The 17,276-nt window shown below is 26.6% G+C and carries 16 protein-coding genes and 1 CRISPR repeat array; all 16 genes read left to right on the top strand.

The features are described 5' to 3' along the window. The first annotated feature begins 517 nt into the window (after positions 1 to 517). From JG780_RS01185 to cmr6, 16 genes are read left to right on the top strand one after another with little or no spacing between them, the layout of a single operon-like run. The gene (locus JG780_RS01185; RefSeq protein WP_004103963.1) at positions 518 to 895 is read left to right on the top strand and encodes a hypothetical protein; all 378 of its coding nucleotides are present in this window, start codon (positions 518 to 520) and stop codon (positions 893 to 895) included. 46 nt (positions 896 to 941) lie between these two features. Further along, positions 942 to 1,205 (top strand): CRISPR-associated endonuclease Cas2, encoded by a 264-nt coding sequence (gene cas2, locus JG780_RS01180; protein ID WP_004103961.1) that lies wholly within the window; start codon positions 942 to 944, stop codon positions 1,203 to 1,205. Between the two features lie 14 nt (positions 1,206 to 1,219). Beyond that, a complete protein-coding gene (cas1b, locus tag JG780_RS01175) occupies positions 1,220 to 2,203 on the top strand; it encodes a type I-B CRISPR-associated endonuclease Cas1b (RefSeq protein WP_004103959.1) in 984 nt (327 codons plus the stop codon). A 5-nt stretch (positions 2,204 to 2,208) separates the two neighbouring features. Further along, on the top strand, positions 2,209 to 2,478 hold the full coding sequence (cas2, locus tag JG780_RS01170; RefSeq protein ID WP_012579499.1) for a CRISPR-associated endonuclease Cas2: 270 nt from the start codon (positions 2,209 to 2,211) through the stop codon (positions 2,476 to 2,478). A gap of 53 nt (positions 2,479 to 2,531) precedes the next feature. Beyond that, complete coding sequence (locus tag JG780_RS01165) at positions 2,532 to 2,945, top strand: hypothetical protein (RefSeq protein ID WP_004103949.1); 414 nt, start codon at positions 2,532 to 2,534, stop codon at positions 2,943 to 2,945. Between the two features lie 2 nt (positions 2,946 to 2,947). Then, entirely contained in the window at positions 2,948 to 3,622 is a 675-nt protein-coding gene (locus JG780_RS01160; RefSeq protein ID WP_287568966.1) for a hypothetical protein, read from the top strand. 9 nt (positions 3,623 to 3,631) lie between these two features. Further along, positions 3,632 to 4,396 carry a hypothetical protein gene (locus tag JG780_RS01155; RefSeq protein ID WP_287568965.1) on the top strand — a complete coding sequence of 255 codons (765 nt, stop codon included), beginning with the start codon at positions 3,632 to 3,634 and terminating at the stop codon, positions 4,394 to 4,396. After that, the gene (locus JG780_RS01150; RefSeq protein WP_287568969.1) at positions 4,396 to 5,835 is read left to right on the top strand and encodes an SAVED domain-containing protein; all 1,440 of its coding nucleotides are present in this window, start codon (positions 4,396 to 4,398) and stop codon (positions 5,833 to 5,835) included. Before JG780_RS01155 ends, JG780_RS01150 begins: the two co-directional genes overlap by 1 nt. Positions 5,836 to 5,839: 4 nt before the next feature. After that, positions 5,840 to 7,276, top strand: coding sequence for a CRISPR-associated CARF protein Csx1 (gene csx1 / locus JG780_RS01145; protein WP_287568964.1), 1,437 nt, complete (start codon positions 5,840 to 5,842; stop codon positions 7,274 to 7,276). Positions 7,277 to 7,286: 10 nt separating this feature from the next. Beyond that, a complete protein-coding gene (gene cas6 / locus JG780_RS01140) occupies positions 7,287 to 8,009 on the top strand; it encodes a CRISPR-associated endoribonuclease Cas6 (RefSeq protein ID WP_287568963.1) in 723 nt (240 codons plus the stop codon). A 23-nt stretch (positions 8,010 to 8,032) separates the two neighbouring features. Continuing rightward, positions 8,033 to 9,253, top strand: a complete 1,221-nt coding sequence (gene cmr1 / locus JG780_RS01135) for a type III-B CRISPR module RAMP protein Cmr1 (protein WP_287568962.1) — start codon at positions 8,033 to 8,035, stop codon at positions 9,251 to 9,253. Between the two features lie 17 nt (positions 9,254 to 9,270). Beyond that, a complete protein-coding gene (cas10, locus tag JG780_RS01130) occupies positions 9,271 to 11,754 on the top strand; it encodes a type III-B CRISPR-associated protein Cas10/Cmr2 (protein ID WP_114702298.1) in 2,484 nt (827 codons plus the stop codon). After that, complete coding sequence (cmr3, locus tag JG780_RS01125; RefSeq protein WP_012579491.1) at positions 11,747 to 12,799, top strand: type III-B CRISPR module-associated protein Cmr3; 1,053 nt, start codon at positions 11,747 to 11,749, stop codon at positions 12,797 to 12,799. The genes cas10 and cmr3 overlap by 8 nt, the downstream gene beginning before the upstream one ends. Before the next feature lie 13 nt (positions 12,800 to 12,812). Next, the gene (cmr4, locus tag JG780_RS01120; protein WP_114702299.1) at positions 12,813 to 13,697 is read left to right on the top strand and encodes a type III-B CRISPR module RAMP protein Cmr4; all 885 of its coding nucleotides are present in this window, start codon (positions 12,813 to 12,815) and stop codon (positions 13,695 to 13,697) included. Then, positions 13,687 to 14,097 (top strand): type III-B CRISPR module-associated protein Cmr5, encoded by a 411-nt coding sequence (gene cmr5, locus JG780_RS01115; RefSeq protein ID WP_114702300.1) that lies wholly within the window; start codon positions 13,687 to 13,689, stop codon positions 14,095 to 14,097. Before cmr4 ends, cmr5 begins: the two co-directional genes overlap by 11 nt. Positions 14,098 to 14,114: 17 nt before the next feature. Beyond that, positions 14,115 to 14,861: a type III-B CRISPR module RAMP protein Cmr6 gene (cmr6, locus tag JG780_RS01110; protein WP_287568961.1), complete on the top strand. Its 747-nt coding sequence runs from the start codon at positions 14,115 to 14,117 to the stop codon at positions 14,859 to 14,861. 448 nt (positions 14,862 to 15,309) lie between these two features. Then, positions 15,310 to 17,026: a CRISPR direct-repeat array (repeat unit 30 nt; unit sequence GTTTTCATTCCTCATAGGTAGATTCTAAAC). Positions 17,027 to 17,276: the final 250 nt, after the last annotated feature.

Here is a 17,276-nt window from a genome sequence, read left to right as displayed (position 1 = left end):
ATCTACCTATGAGGAATGAAAACTTCAAATTCTTTTATTCCTTTTTTGTCAAATTCTAACTTTGTAGTTTAGAATCTACCTATGAGGAATGAAAACTTCCATAAACAGTTCATCTTGTCGATTACCTAATGTTTCGTTTAGAATCTACCTATGAGGAATGAAAACGTAGATAGACGCCAATATAATCAGGTATGCACTAATAGTCATCATGTTTAGAATCTACCTATGAGGAATGAAAACGGAATATTTGGGAACAGCGGCTTGGCGAATTTGATATGTTTAGAATCTACCTATGAGGAATGAAAACTGTATTATTTATTTAAAAAATATAATTTTATATTTAGAACTTATTTGAAAAAATATAAGAAGATTATTAATAAATCATGATTTAACAAATTGATATGGATAAATTATATTTTTTAAATTGGAGCAATTAATTGCTCCAATTTTTTATGTCAGATTTTAAAGGTTTAAATCGTATTATAAGTGTAAAGCAAATTTTAAAGGAGGGATTTTTGTGAGAAAATTTTTTATAGTTCTTTTAATAAGTATTTTTATTATAATCTCTTTTGGTGAGCAAAACTTTTTAACAACACCATCACAAGTGGAATCTTTAGCTAGAGTTCATGCAAATGAAGATGTTAATAAATTTTGGCCATTTTTAGGTGGTTTTGTATTTGGTATTATTGCTCCAATATACAATTACGTAGTTGAGCCTGAAGTTCCTGCCGAAAGATTAGTGAAACTAAGAAGTATTATTAAAAGCGAAGATGATTATTTGATAGATATTTATGTAAGGACGTATAAAGATGAGATAAAAAAGATAAAAGTTGGTATGTCTTTTGCCGGTTGGGGTTCTTTTATCGCACTTTTAGCAATTTCTATATCGACTTAAAGCCTGGGTCTTCCAGGCCTTTTTAAAGTTTTAAGAGGTGATTTTTTTGTATTTGATAATGATTTACGATGTAAATAAAAAGAGAGTTGGAAAAGTTTTAAAAGTAGCAAGAAAGTATTTAAAATGGGTTCAAAATTCAGTGTTAGAAGGTAAAATAACTAAGAGTAATTTTGAAACGTTAAGGAATCAAATTTTAAGTATAATAGATGAAGATGAAGACACTATTTATTGGTATATATTAGAACCGGAGTTTGTACCATATAGAAAAATTTATGGGAACAAAAAAATTAATGTAACAAATATAATTTAATGGAGGTTTAAAAAATGGAAACCTTATATATTTTTACTGATGGGGAACTAAAAAGAAAAAACCACGCGTTATACTTTGTTCCAAAAAGCAAAGATTCAAATCCATTTTTTGTTCCATTAAAAAATATTTCTTCAATTATGATTTTTTCAGAGGTAAGTTTTAATAAAAAATTTTTGGGTTTGTTAGCGAAAGAAGGTATACCTACCTTTTTTTATGGTTATTATGGGGATTTTATTGGTTCTTTTTATCCACCAGAGAACAATAAAACTGGAGAGATGATAGTTTTGCAGTTTCAATATTATTATGATTTAAGTAAAAGGCTTGAAATTGCAAAAGAAATATTAGAATCTGCAGTTTTGAATATGCTTTGGGTGCTGAATGGATATAAAGAAGTTACTAATGAAGAGTTAAATTATATAGTAAAGATTAAGGATAGTTTGAAAAAGCAAAATAATATACCAGCCTTAATGGCCATAGAAGGAAATATTAGAAAGGCTTATTATAAAGCTTTAGGGAAAATTGTAAAGCGTAAAGGATTTGATTTTGACGAAAGACTAAAAAGACCTCCAAAAGATGAAATAAATGCACTTATAAGCTTTGGAAATATAATACTTTATAATACAGTTTTAGCCGAGATATATAAAACTTCTTTAGAGCCAAGAATAAGTTTTTTGCATGAAACAAATAAGCGTAAATTTTCTTTACAACTTGATATTGCAGAGATTTTTAAACCAATAATTGTGGATAAAGCAATTTTGAAATTAGTGAATAAAAAAGAAATTAAAAAAGAAGACTTTAATTTTAACAACAATGGGGTATTTTTATATGAAGATGCAAAGAAAAAATTTATAAATGAAATTGAGGAGAGATTAAATAAGAAAGTTACAATTTATGAAAATCAAAATGTAACTTTTAAAACAGTAATAAGGCATGAATGTTATAAATTGATCAGACATTTAAAAGGAGTTGAAAAATTTAAGGGATTTGTGATGGGGTGATTTATTTGAAGTATCTTTTGCTTGTTTATGATGTAAATGAAAAAAGAGTGAACAAAATACATAGAATTTTAAAAAAATACCTTGTTTGGCAGCAAAATTCAACTTTTGAAGGGTATTTATCTCAATCAAATATTAAAAAATTGTTCTATGAAGTTAAAAATAAAATTAATGAAGAAGAGGATAGTGTTGTAGTCTATTTTTTTAATTCAAATAAGGTTTTTAGAAAAGTTATTGATGGAAAGGATAAGTGTATATTTAATAATAAGTTTATCTAAAAACAAAAATATGTTATAATAAATGTAAATGGAGGTGGAAGGAGGAAAAATAATTGAAACAATTGATTGATGCAATTTTTCAGAAAGAACTGGGGGATTTTAAATCTTTGATAGGTTATGTATATAGATTAAAAGAAATTTCAAAAATTTTGGGTTTTGATACATTGTATAAATCAAGAAGTACAGAAAGAGAAAGAAGGCCAGCTATTGTTGAGGACAATGGAAAAAATAGTTTAAAAATTTTGTTTTTATCAACTAAAAGTTATTCAAGAATAAAAGTAGATATAAATAAGTTTTGTGTAATCAGTGAAGATTTTGAATGTGCTGAATTGGTATTAAAATCATCATATGCATTCAATTACCATAAAAAATTAGTGTTTAAGCTTCCAAGAAAAGTTATTGAGGAAAGTTTTGTAAAATGTGGTTTATGTAGAAAAAATATAAAAAATTTTATTGAGGTGATATAAAGGTGAAAGAGATTATATTAAAGTACTTGAATAATAAGGTTGAAGAAGAAGAGGAAAATAAATTGTATCTTTTAATAAAAAAAATTGTAAATATAGTGATTGGCACTCATTCTAATTATAAAGATACATTGATTGATATATATGGTACTTATGATTCGGCTGTTAATGAAATTATAAACGAAATATTTATAAAAATAAAAAATAAAAAAGAGATTTTAACGTCAATAATAAACAATATTGAAAACATTGAAAGTTATATTTCAAGGATGATTTTAAATCATATTATCGACATTGTAAAGAGCTATAAATCTAAACTTTCTTTGAATAAAGAAGATGATGACGGGAACGAAAAGATAGATGTGATAAATATTGCTGAATTTGATGATTTAAAATCTGAAATTATTGCAGAGTATTTTGTTGAAGAGTTAAAAGCTTTAGATAGTATGCAACTTTGTTATTATTTTTACAAGGTTCTCTACAATGAAGAAATATTCTATAGTGAAAAATCAAAGGATGCAAAGTATAAAATGGTTCAAAGATTAAAAGAAAAACTGAGGAATTTAGTAGAAGATTTTGGAATAGATCAAAAAGAATTTGCAATAGCATTGAAAATCTATATGTCAGAAATTTGTGATAAGATTCGTCATAATAGTAGAGAAGAAAAAAATAAAAAGTAGGAGGTTACTATGAGCTTTTTAAAGAAAGAAATTGAATTGTATAAAAATTTATTTGGAAAATATAAATTAAATATTGAATCCCTAAAGATAGTGCCTGAAGGAAAAGCCTTGGAGGCAGGAGATGTTTTTGTAATCTATGGTGATATTTTAGTGTATGGAGTTGTTATTGAAAAAAATGGGGATTTAGCTGAATGCGTTTTGCTTTCTCAAGATGTTTTTTTAAGTAGCTCAAAAGCTTTAAAAATAAAAATAAATCATTTAGTTGATTATGTTTACGTGACACACGTAAATTTTTATATTGAAGATAATTTTGCAAAAAATTATTGTCAAGTCATTATAAATGTAAAAGAAGATATCAACAAAATTGCTGAAAATGTTGAAGAATTAGAAGAACAAATCTATACAGGTCCAAGAAAAGAATATTTTGATCTATTGATCGACCAAATATCTTTATTGTACGATATTTTCTTTGAGAAGATTTTTGATGAGACCAAAGAAGAAGACAAAATAATAGAAATAAATATTCCATACGCTAGTGAATTTGCGTTAGTTGCAGGGACAAATAGTTTAAGAGGGGAAAATTTTGTTGGTATTGTTGAAGACAATACCCTAAAAGTTTATTTGCAAGATAATGCTATTGGTAAAAAAGGAAAGTTGATTTTTAAGAATCAGGTTATCTATGAAGGAGAACTGCCAAATGCCTTTGTGTCAAAAAAAATAAAAGTATCAGTTGAAGATTTAAGAAAATTTTTAGTTATTGAGGTGATTGATTGATGTTTTCAAAGCTATTGAGTTCAAATTCTTCTGATTTTTTAAAAATCTTGGAGTGTGACGACATAACAGTAAAGGAAGCAATTGAGTCTTTTATAAAAGCAGAAGACTTTGATAATAAATTTCTTGTTTTTTATGAGATAGTAAAAAAAATTAAAGAAAAAAAGATCGTTGATTTAAATCAAGAACTATTAAAAAAATTTTTTAATGGAGAAGAAGAAATAATATTTGATATTTACAAAAACGATTTTGTTGAAGTTTTTTTTCCTATAGTAAACAAACTTGGAAACGGGAAAATTGCCAGAGCAATTATTTTTGAATCAAAAAAAAGTTTTACAAATAATCCAGACTTGAAAAGTTCACTTGAGAAAATTGAATGTCTTGTTGGTAAAAAACTTATTGTAATATTTGACAGTGAATTTAAGGGTAATTCTTTTGAGCTTGCTGTAGCTATTGGTTCATTATGTAAAAAAATTCCTAAAAATATAGCATTTACTGGAGAAATTGATGAAAAAGGGAATATCAAGAGAAATATTGAATATTTAGATTTAAAGATGAAAATTTGTAGTGAAAATAATTTAAAACTAATAAGTGCTTTTGATGTAGATAATTTATTTGAACTTAAGGAATTTTTTGAAGCTAAAAAAATACATATACCAATACTAATTTCGTTAATGGCAAAAGATAAAGAATATATTAGAACTTCATATGAAGAATTAAAAGAGGCAGTTAACGAAAAATTTGAAATAAAATACAGTGATATTTTTGAAAAAATTTACGATGTAAATAAAGTTTTTGTCAAAGATAGCTTGAATGATGATTGGGGACAAGTTTTAAAAGAAGTAAATAGCTTGCTTTACAAAATTATATCAAATAGAGGTATTCCCCATATTGCAATAATGGGGCCTGCATCATTTTCTATGGCTTTAGGTATAGCTTTAGGTGTTCAAAATCCGTTAGTTGTTTATCACAAAGCAGGAATTGAATATAAGCCTGTTATTGATCTGACTGACAATGTTAGAAAGGTAAAAAACATTGTAAGTGATTATAAATTTGTAAAGTATTCAGTGGAAAATGAAAATGGTAAAAATTGTGCATTTATATTGTATTTTGCTTCTCACAATCCATATGATGCAGTTAAAAACTTTTTAAGCAAAAATAATATTGATTCAAAGTTGGTATTAATTGAACCAAATTTTGGAAAAGGGAATTTACCAGCAGAAGATTGGAGTGAAATTGTTTCAGAAATAATGTCTGTTACTCAGAACATACAATTTAAACATTCTTGTGAAAACGTCTTTTTCTTTATGAGTTGTCCGGTTCCATTAGCTTTTGGAGTAGGGCTTTCATTTGGAGATTTTGCAAAGGGTTCAATATTCCACTTTGATAAAAATACGGGTGATTATATTGAGGTATTTAAAATAGAAAAAATTAGGGGGTAATTTTATGAAGTTATTTTTTTCCACCTTTGGAAAGATTAGTAATTATAAAGAAGTTGAATATTCTATTGATTACAACGAAAACACATTTGTAAGTCCGTTTTTACCAGATTTAATGTACAAAGCTTTTGGGGTTGATACTACAGAGCTTTTTTTACTAGATACTTTGGTAGAAAAAAATGATTTATTAAAAGAAGATTTTAAATACGAAGACATTATTACTAGTCTGGAAAATAAGTATTCTGATTATTTTAAAAGTAAAGATTATAAAGGAAATTTAAATTTACATATTATTCCTGGTGTTGGAAGTTATAAAGAATTTAGATTTGTTGGAAACATGAATGATACATATTATATGACGTTAATTCAGCTTTTGAATATTTTTTCAAGACCAGAAGTAATTAATTCTGAAGAAATTGAAGTGATATTGGATATTAGTTTTGGTATTAATTATCAATCTAATGTTTTATATAGAACGTTAATGGATATTTTACCAATATTGGCGTATTTCAAAAAGGTACGTTTTAAACTTACAAATGCAGAGCCTGTAATTAACACTTCAGCAGAGGGAAAAAATAAAATTAATGTTTATGTTGTTGAAGAAAAAGTATTTGAACAGTCTATATCTTATAAAAAAGATTTTGCTAAAAAAACTATTAATGTTTTTAGAGGTTTGTCTGTTAATGAAAGAAAAGAAGTTGGGAAAAATTATATTGGAGAATTTGAAAAAAGATTAAGAAATGAAAAAAATATGGGTTTGAATGATATTTTTTTAAATTTAGAATTATATTTAAAGTCTATTTATTACGGTCTTCCACTTTTATATTTATATGCAATGAATGGAGCTGATTTTAAATATGTAGTTGATAAATCATTAGAAGTGTATAATTCAGCTATTGAAATTAGAGATAGTAATGAAAATTTAAAAATGGTACTTAGGAAGCTAGAATTTTCAGAAGGTATAAAATATTTGGTGCTTGGCAGTATATTTAAGATTTACTTTGAAAATATTTATGGAACAAAATACTGTACTGAAATACCATATGATGAACTAAAGAAATTGTCAAATTTTATATGGAAAATTGATGAGTTTAAAAATCAAATTTCATTGGTTCTTGAAAAAGAGATTAAAGAGATTGAAAGTTTGTTTGATTATATAGAAGAAGGAGAAGAAATACTTTTTGATTTAGAGATGCTCAAATCAAGGAAAAATGAAAGTATAGAATGCGAAGAAAAGGTTGATGAAAATACAAAAAAAGAACTAGAACCTGAAAATGATGAATTAAAAAAACAAAATAGTAAAGAAAATTTCTCAAGAGAAGAAAGAAACTTTGTTGCTCATGGTAGTTTATCTAAAAACACTTTTTATTTGAAAAAGTATAATTCAATGGTTTGCATAAGGTTAAATGAAGAAAAAATATGTGAATTAGGAAAAGCAATATAGGGGGAGTTTAATGAGAATTTATTTAGATTTAGATTTTGAAAAGTTAGAGCTTCCAATTCATTATAATCATATATTACAGTCTATCATTATAAACATGATAGATTCTAGCGGATATAGAAAATTTATACACGATGAAGGGTATGTTTTGGGAAAAAGAAAATTCAAATTATATACTTTTTCAAGATTGCTTGGGAAATTTCAAATATTTGGTAATAAAATAGCTTTTTTCAATGGTGCAAGGCTTATTATATCGTCTTTAGATGATGCTATGGTCGAATATATTATAAATTATATTTTGAAGAAAGGATATATAAATGTATTAGGTGAAAAAATATATGTTAAAGCTGCTGTTTTAAAGTCCCTTCCTTCTACAAATTATCTTAGAGTTTCAACAAAATCTCCCGTAGTAGTTTATTCAACTTTGTTTAATTATGAAAATAAAAAAGAAACAATTTTTTATGAACCGGATTCAAGTAAATTTTTATCTCTCGTATATGAAAACATTTTAAAAAAATACACTGCTTTTTATGGAAGCATATCTAAAAATAATATTGAAATAAAACATGTAGGTAAAAATCCAAAAAGAGTAAAGGTAGTTTATAAGAATACGGTAATTTTTGGTTGGCTTACTGCATTTGATATATATGGAGATTTTGAGTTACTAAAGGTTGCTTATGACGCTGGAATAGGAATGAAAAATTCAATGGGATTTGGATGTGTGGAGTTAATTTAGGATTTTAAAGGGAGAGTGATTTTATGAAAAATTTGGAAACTTTAAAATTTAATATTGAATTTATTTCTCCATTGATAAATCGCAGAGGAAAATATAAAGATTCGATTCTTTTGCCACAAACTGTACGTGGAGTAATGAGATATTACTTTAGGGCAACAGCTGCAAGAGTTTTTGGAAATAATTATAAAAAGATCAAAGAATTGGAAGATATTATATTTGGTTCTAATAATAACAAGTCTTTTTTTGATGTAACAGTTATTTTGCAAAAAGAAAGGAAAATAAAATTATCTGAGTTAATGGATTTGAGATATCCATTATATGGTGTTATTTTTACTAAAAAAAATGAAATAAAATTCAATGAAGAAATAAGTTTATTAGATTCTAGGAGTGAGTTTTTGGTAAATTTTATATTTTTTAAATCATTTTTCAAAAGAAAAATAAAAGATTGTAATAAAGTAGATGAATATTTTTATAAATTTAAGGAGTTTATCAAGGATTTATTTGTCTTAATTTCATTGGTTGGAGGATTTGGAGCGAAGGTAAAGAAAGGATTTGGACAATTCGTTATAAGAAACATAGAAAGAGATATTAAATTAGAGGACATAGGTACAATATTAAAGAATTTAGAGGAAAAGATAAAATATTTGGATAAAATTTTTATAAAAGAAAACGAGAAAAATAAGGAAAGTATTACGAATAATAGTAGTAGCATAAGTAATGAGGCTTTTGATTTTCCAGCGTTTGTTGATGGATTTTTTTATGTATATAAATTAAAAAAAGAATTTTATTCATACGAAAATGCTCTTAGGAATATATATTTTTCTAAAAAAAATAATTTTTCATATTTAAATTTGAAAAAAAAGTTAAGAGGTTCTGCGTTTAAAGATGCTATACAAAATTTTAATGACAAAAAGAAAGTTGATTTTAATGATGCATTACTTGGATTGCCTGTTTTGTTCTATTATGGTAAAGCAAATTATAAATTAAATGCTTTAGATGATAAAGGAAATGAATATAGAAAATCATCTTTACTAACAATAAAATTGTGGAGAGAGAGGAATGGGAAATATAAAGTTTATTTAATTGTTTTATTAAGTAAAATACATTTAAAAAATTCAAAAATTGTATTAAAGAAAATAGTACAAACAAATGGCAGTGAAGGTAAATCTAAGAATATAGATTTTGATTACAATAAGTTAAAAAATACAATAGAAAAATATAAAGAATTAAATAAAATAATCTAGTTTTTGAGGTGATATAAATGAATGAAATTAATTGGAAAAAGAAGGTTGAAGCTTTTTTACACGATCCAGTGAATAAAATGGCAAATATTAGAGGACATAAAAACTTAGCTAAAACTTTATTAAATAAAGTCGGCTTGGAACAAAATAATAATCCGAGATATGATTATATTGCTTCTGCTGCAACTAGGATATTGTTTCCTCAAGAAGTAACAAAGATTAAAAGAAATTCTGAGCAAATAAGGATTGAATTTGATGAATCAAAGTTTTTTCATCCGTTTTCTGGAAATGATTTGAGCGAATACCATAAAGTAAAGGAAAAAATTAAAAATATCGATGAAGAAAATTTTATATCTAAATTGGCCAAAATAGAAGATTATAAAAAACTTGCGTATAGGCTTTGGTGGGAAATTCCTAAAATTTCGGATTATTCGTATCTAATATTGGAAGATACAAGGCTTACAAATCAAAGTATTATAGATCACCTAGATATTTCTTCAGCTTTTGCAACAGCAGATGAAGAAAGCAATGGATATTTAATTTTGTCTGTAAGTATAGGTCCAGTACAAGAATTTATTGCAGCTGGAAGAAAGATTAGAGATTTACGGTCAGGAAGTTATCTTCTTTCTTATCTTACATTTAAGGGGATTCAAGTAATAGGTGAAAAGTTTGGATTTGATTGTATTATATTTCCAGATTTGAGAAATAATTATTTAGTAAAAAAATATCTTGAAAATATTGATGACTTTTTTAAAAATAATTCGGAAAAATTTTTAATGCAGCCAGAAGTTGCTTCTTTACCAAACGTTTTTACAGCTATTATTCCATATAAAGAAGAATACATAGATAAAAATAGTGAGGAAAATATAGAAATTTTAATTAAAAGTGCTATAAAAAAGGAAATAGATAATATTTCTAAGTTTATCTTTGATTTGATAAAAAACAAAAAGTTAAAAGAATACACATTTTCAAAAGAGATTGAAAATAATCCAGAATTATACTGGAATAGACAAGTGAATATTTTTCCTGACATTATAGTTGAAAGTGTTATGTTTTATATATTTGGTGATGAGAAGCTTAATAAAGAAAATTGGATATTTAAAGAATGGGAAAAATTTATCGGTTCAAATGAGTTAGAAGATTACTATGAACAGTTGTCAAAATTAGAAAATACATATAGTTTATCTGAAGCAAATATGTACAATTATCATACAAAAATACTTCAAGCAAAAAGTTTTTTGAGAAAAAACACACGAAATTTTAAGGCCTTAATTGAAGATTTTGAAACTCCAGGAGATGATTTATCAGGAGGATTAAAATCTTTAGTTATTTATGAAAAGGGAGATAGAAAAGAAAATCTGTCGGCTTTAAGTGTAATAAAAAGGGAGTTTTATAGATATCTTAAAAATGTAGGTTTAGATGAAGCAGGTGAAGGAATAAGAAATACAAGACCAATAAGCTATGAAGATTCTGAAGATGAGGAAGAAAACAACAAAGAAAGTATAGTGAAAGAATATAAGTTAGGTGTTTTATTAATGGATGGAGATCAAATGGGCAAATGGATAACTGGCGATAAAATAGAGGATAATTTAAAAAGTGTTCATCCAAAAGCAAAAGAATTTCTTGAAAAACAATCAAGTGACTATTTAGATTTTTTAAAGAAACATAAGTTAATAAATCCAACTTATCAAAAATCTATAAGTAGGACTTTAAACAAATTTTCTTACTTTGTACCTCATATTGTTAGAGAATTTGAAGGTGAACTAATTTATGCGGGTGGAGATGATGTGCTTGCGATATTTCCCGCTAATAGAGTTCTAGAAGCTGCAAATAAGATAAGAAAAGTTTATTCTGGAATAGGAAATGTAAGAGTGGAGGTTAATAAAAATGATGGAAAGAGAGATATATATGAATTTAGGAATGGTTTTTGTTATAAAGATGATTTACCTTTATTTAATATGATGGGAGAAAAAGCTACAATGTCAGCAGGTATTGTTGTTTGTAATCCGAAGTTAAATTTGTCGCTTGTTCTTGACGAGGTAAGAAAAGCAGAAAAAGAAGCAAAAAATGAAGGAAGAAACAGATTTTCTCTAAGAACAATTAGAAGAAGTGGAAAAATAACTAATTTAGTGTTTGAGTGGGAGTATTTAAGTAAATCAAAAGAAGTTTTTGATATTTTAGATGAGGTAGAATTTGTATACTCATTATTTGAAAAAAACGAAACAAAAAAAGAAAAGTCATATAATTCATTCTTTCGAAGGTTAAAAGTTGAATATGAAAAGTTGGAAATTAGTAAAAAAGAATTTATAGAACAGGTAATTCCTTATGTGTTAAAACGAATAAAAAAGATCAAAGGAATAGAAAAAGTTATAGAAGTACTAGAAAAATATGTTCAAATCTTGGAAGAAAATAGTAAAAATTTTGAAAACAACAACCTTGAAAAATTTATTGATCTATTATTAGAGTACGAATACATAAAAAGGAAGGTTGATAAATATGAGTAAAGTAAAGGTTCTTAAATTTATACCTATAGATTGGGTTTCTTTCAGAAAGTCAAAAAATTTTTCAACTTTTGAAAATACAATTTTTCCAAATATTAAAACTTTTTACGGTGCAATATTTTCAGCTTACTTTAGAAAAAGGGGAACTAAAAATGCTATAAAAGAAATAGAAAAAATGATTGAAGAAAAATTAATAAATTTAATCGGGCCATTTATTGTTTCGGAAAGAAATGAAATATATTTTAGAAAGCCGGCTAATTTAAAACTCAGAAAAATTTGTAAAAATGAAAATTCATGCGAATATGAGTATGAGTATTATAAAGGATTTCCATGTCAAGACTCTTTTGCTGTTGATGACAAGAATTTGAGATATATAAAATATAGTAATATAGATAATCTTTCAGAAGAAGGAATAACTTTTATTTCGATAAGTGATCTTGAAACTTTTAAAAAGTCTTCAGACAAAAAATTATATTTAAACTTACACAAATACAACAAAAATTTACCTTTTAGTATAGAAAGAAAAGTTGGTATAGCACTAGATAATAAAAAAAGAATGGTAGATAAGGAGCATGGGGCATTTTATTTATTATCAACCTACCGTTTTAGAGATGGGGCAGGATTTGGGGTTTTTATTGATGAAAAGACTGAGCAGTTTTTAAATGAAAATAAAATTAACACAGTAAATATTGGAAGTAAAGGTAAATTGGCAAGATTAGAAATTTTCGAAATTGAAACTGATTTGTTTTCTAAAGAAAGCAGTAGTAAGATTAAAGGATTGATGCTTTTAACTCCTGCCGTTTTTAAAAATGGATTTCTTCCAACGAGCGAATATATCAGGCAAAAAATTGTTGCTGTTTGCAATTACAAGCCTGAGGTTTATTCTGGATGGGATTTAAAGAAAAACAAGCCAGGTAAAATGTTTAGAATTGTTCCACCAGGCTCAGTTTTTTTTACTGAAGAAAAGTATTTAGAAAATTTAGAATTAACTGAGGAATTTAATGAATATAATTATGGAAAGTTTATAGTATTAGAAAATTGTGAATAGGGGAGGTAATATTATGAATCATGAAGTAGGAAGAATAGGATTTTTTTATGCTGTTACACAGATACATGCTGGGAAAGGTTTTGATGTTGGAATAGTTGATCAACCAATTCAAAGAGAGATTCATACAAGATTTCCTGTAATAAATGGTGTTAAGGGGGCAATTAGAAATGAGATAAGCAGGTTAATAAATATAAATTATAATGACATTACACAAATTTTTGGAACGGAATTTCAAGACAACGAAGCATCCGAAGCTGGTAAGGTAAGTTTTTCAGAGGGGAAATTAGCTTTTTATCCCGTTAGAAGTATCGATAGAGGAATTGTATGGATAACTTGTCCGTTAATTTTATCTAGATTAAAAATAGCATTTGACGTTGTTGGACTAGAAGAATTTAAAAAACTAATTGAGAAAATAAATATAAGTTATAAAGAGGATTATAAAGCATTGTCAACAATCAATGATTCTAAAATTTGCTTGGAAGAATTTGAGCAAGACATTGAGTATTCTGAAGATTTAATGAGTTTTGTAAATCATTTAAGAAATATTTTTCCTGATGAAAGACTTTTTGAGAGATTTTCTAGTAATTTAGTTATTTTAAGTGATGAAGATTTTTCATATTTTGTTACTAATAGTACAGAAGTTATTGCAAGAATAAGAATTAACCCTCAAAAACGAACAGTTGATAAAGGAGCATTATGGTATGAGGAATATATTCCACAAGATTCTGTGTTGTTTTTTATTTCAAAATTACTAGTTAATGACGCAGATTATTTATTAAAAAAAATTGATGAATTAAATTCAAAATTTTTAAATATAGGTGGTAATGCTTCAATAGGGAAGGGGATCGTTTATATTTCATTTTTACCTTTTAAGGGGGAAGATAAAAATGAGAAATAAAATTGAAATAAAGAACTTTTCTCAAAATAAAATAAAAGAAAATTTAAAGGAAATGGAAAGTAATAATGAATTAAAAAAAAGTTATAAAAGTTTAGTGAAAAGTTTAGGTGCGTTAGTTTTGCAGAATGGGTTATACGCTTCAATAGTTTTTATTATTTCTAAAACAAAAGATAAAAATAATTACTATTATGTACTAAAAGATATTCAAAAATTTTTAAAAGAATATTTTAAGGATAGTTATGTAGTAAACAATAAAGATATTAAAGATATTAAACAAGAAGTATTAGAATTTTTAGAAAGTGAATCTTTCAAAAAAGCTTATAAACAATTTTCGGAACAATTTATAGAATTTATAAAATGGCATAGGAGATATGTTGATATCTACATTGATATTGATTAATTTGTGGGAGTGATAATATGAAGGTGGGTTATAAAGAAGATTTGGGTAATAAAAATATTAAATCATTTAGTTTGTTTTATGATAAGTATGTTTATTATAATTTACATAAAAATTTATCTAAAAAGAAAAATGAGGATAAATTAAAAGATTTAAAAAATATACTTAAAGTATTTTTCAATAATAATAGATATATTTATGAAAATTCAAAAATTTTAAATGATGTATTTTCGAAAGCTTTAAAGCAGCTTCAAACTTCAGGGTATCAAATATATGAAAAAAGTTTTGAGTTGAGTTCTCCCTTGTTAATTGGTTCAGGTATTCCTTCAGCTTACGAAGTTGGAATTTATTTAAATAGAAATTATGGCTTGCCTGTTATTCCAGGACAATCTATTAAAGGGTCATTTAAAGCATTTTTAGATGAAATTGATGAAAACGATCTTATTTTTTTTGGAAATAATGAGAATTCTTCTGAAATTTTCTTTTTCGATGCTGTCCCAGAAAAATACAAATTAGGAATTGATATTTTAAATCCACATTTTAAGGAGTACTATTTGAGCGAAAATGTGCCAAACGATGTTTATCAACCTGTTCCAATTAATTTTATTAGTGTATTTGAAGGAACATATGTATTTAGATATGTTATAGTATCAGAAAAAAATGATGATAATAAAAATAAAAAAATATCAGAATATTTTGAAGAATTTCTAACTATATATGGAATAGGTGCAAAAACTTCTATGGGTTATGGTAGATTTAAAAAGTGATTTATTGTTTTCAATATTGAAATCTTCGTTTTTCAATATGGTATAAAGTAAAACATAGAATGTTGTAGGAAAGTAAAAAAAGGTTGTCAGATATAAGTAGTATAAGTAGAAAGTGAAAAGGCAAATTTCTAGGGCTGTTTTTAAAAGAAAAAATAAAACGAGGGAGCAGTAATAAACTAGGAGAATATTTAAAAAATAATATTTTGTAAAAGCAGCATTAGATTTTCTGCAGGAATCGATAAATTAAAAACTAAATTTAATTTATAAGTTATAAATAATAAGTAACAAAATAAAAGGAGGTTATCCCTCCTTTTTTTGTTTGTTTAGATAATATTAAGCTATAAAATTTCATAAAGTGAAGAAAATAAATGTTTTATCTATAATAACCTCAACGATAGAGTCTAAACGCTTATGTTGATGAAGATTATTATGGTAAACATCATTATGCAATTTCATTCCTCATAGGTAGATTCTAAACAACAATTATCCCCGTTGCAAATTGGAGACAGTTTCGTACGTTTTCATTCCTCATAGGTAGATTCTAAACACGATTTCTTTGGTTCAACAAAAAGCGACTATGTTTTAGAATCGTTTTCATTCCTCATAGGTAGATTCTAAACCATATAAAGGACGTTTGCCACAAGGAGCAGTAACTAGTCCGTTTTCATTCCTCATAGGTAGATTCTAAACGTTTCCTAGTTGACTCATAGAGCCAGTGCCGGAAACATGTTTTCATTCCTCATAGGTAGATTCTAAACTAAGTGAAGGTGTAATTATGGATACATATGAATTTGTGTTTTCATTCCTCATAGGTAGATTCTAAACTATAATATCCGCGGGCATACAACACCTCCTAACGTAATGGTTTTCATTCCTCATAGGTAGATTCTAAACGATTATTTCGTTTTACGCGAGTTCAGTAATCAAGAAAAATAGTTTTCATTCCTCATAGGTAGATTCTAAACTTATTGCACTTACTGTTGGCGAAATAATAATAAGAAAGTCAGGTTTTCATTCCTCATAGGTAGATTCTAAACGTGAATAGCTCCATCCCTGAGTAAGGCCCGATAGTGGGAGTTTTCATTCCTCATAGGTAGATTCTAAACTTTTTCCAACACCATGGTTTTATGCAACAAAAAATATAGTTTTCATTCCTCATAGGTAGATTCTAAACTTTTTTTTAGACGGTGACGAACTTTGGGGGACTTTTGAACAGGTTTTCATTCCTCATAGGTAGATTCTAAACCGTTTTTAATCGGTTTCGCTATCGGTTCAATGGTAGGAATTTTAGTTTTCATTCCTCATAGGTAGATTCTAAACTGAATTTATATAACCACAAAATCGACTATATGAAGTTTTTAAATGTTTTCATTCCTCATAGGTAGATTCTAAACGATTTATAAAGGATTACAACTCAGATTCTGATAATGAATGGTTTTCATTCCTCATAGGTAGATTCTAAACGTGTTATCAAAATAGATGATGTTGTACCTTGCAATTTTAAGTTTTCATTCCTCATAGGTAGATTCTAAACTGAACAATAGGAGGGTGATATTTATGCAAGCGGTAATTTTTGTTTTCATTCCTCATAGGTAGATTCTAAACAAAATTATGGCTTTTGAAAAAAACATCAGACTGTCTAACACCAAAAGTTTTCATTCCTCATAGGTAGATTCTAAACTAGCTTTTCTTCTGTCACCAAATCCAGGTGCTTTAACTGCGTTTTCATTCCTCATAGGTAGATTCTAAACCGGGCTGGATGAGAGTCTCTGTCACGTTTAATCCGTTTTCATTCCTCATAGGTAGATTCTAAACTTAACTTAACCTATGAATGTATAAAAAATGGTAATATAGTTTTCATTCCTCATAGGTAGATTCTAAACTTCGCAAAAAGTATATTGTGATATTGCGAACGAGATCAGTTTTCATTCCTCATAGGTAGATTCTAAACATGCAACAAAGTTGTGGTTTGCACTTTTAGACCAAGCAGACCCGTTTTCATTCCTCATAGGTAGATTCTAAACTAATTTTTGACTATTACGACAGTGATCTGGATATTGAGGTTTTCATTCCTCATAGGTAGATTCTAAACTACAAATGAAACTAATCAGAAAGGGTCGAGAGAAAAAGGTTAGGTTTTCATTCCTCATAGGTAGATTCTAAACCCTATACTATCCTCATAAATAAATATAACAAGAAAAAGTAACAAAACCTTTGAGCGGAAGTAAACAGTAAGTTAAATGTAGTATTTATAAGCTTTCATTTAATTTTATCTTCGGAAACATCTCCTAAAAATTTGTCTAATTTTAATTTGTTAACATAAAAGTTACAAATATAAAAACAGGAAACTAGTAAAAAAGAGTTTTTTTCAAAATTGGTTACAAAAGTGTTAACATGACGTTTTATCTTAAAATA

Source organism: Thermosipho sp. (in: thermotogales) (genome assembly GCF_020054775.1).
GTDB classification, from domain to species: domain Bacteria; phylum Thermotogota; class Thermotogae; order Thermotogales; family Fervidobacteriaceae; genus Thermosipho; species Thermosipho africanus.
This window is presented reverse-complemented; position numbering and strand designations above follow the sequence as displayed.

Excerpts from the sequence above, each read along its gene's own strand:
- cas10 (WP_114702298.1), top strand. The coding sequence starts at position 9,271 with ATGAATGAAATTAATTGGAAAAAGAAGGTTGAAGCTTTTTTACACGAT.
- cas1b (WP_004103959.1), top strand. The coding sequence starts at position 1,220 with ATGGAAACCTTATATATTTTTACTGATGGGGAACTAAAAAGAAAAAAC.
- cmr5 (WP_114702300.1), top strand. The coding sequence starts at position 13,687 with ATGAGAAATAAAATTGAAATAAAGAACTTTTCTCAAAATAAAATAAAA.
- cmr1 (WP_287568962.1), top strand. The coding sequence starts at position 8,033 with ATGAAAAATTTGGAAACTTTAAAATTTAATATTGAATTTATTTCTCCA.
- cmr4 (WP_114702299.1), top strand. The coding sequence starts at position 12,813 with ATGAATCATGAAGTAGGAAGAATAGGATTTTTTTATGCTGTTACACAG.
- csx1 (WP_287568964.1), top strand. The coding sequence starts at position 5,840 with ATGAAGTTATTTTTTTCCACCTTTGGAAAGATTAGTAATTATAAAGAA.
- cmr3 (WP_012579491.1), top strand. The coding sequence starts at position 11,747 with ATGAGTAAAGTAAAGGTTCTTAAATTTATACCTATAGATTGGGTTTCT.
- cmr6 (WP_287568961.1), top strand. The coding sequence starts at position 14,115 with ATGAAGGTGGGTTATAAAGAAGATTTGGGTAATAAAAATATTAAATCA.
- JG780_RS01155 (WP_287568965.1), top strand. The coding sequence starts at position 3,632 with ATGAGCTTTTTAAAGAAAGAAATTGAATTGTATAAAAATTTATTTGGA.
- cas6 (WP_287568963.1), top strand. The coding sequence starts at position 7,287 with ATGAGAATTTATTTAGATTTAGATTTTGAAAAGTTAGAGCTTCCAATT.
- JG780_RS01150 (WP_287568969.1), top strand. The coding sequence starts at position 4,396 with ATGTTTTCAAAGCTATTGAGTTCAAATTCTTCTGATTTTTTAAAAATC.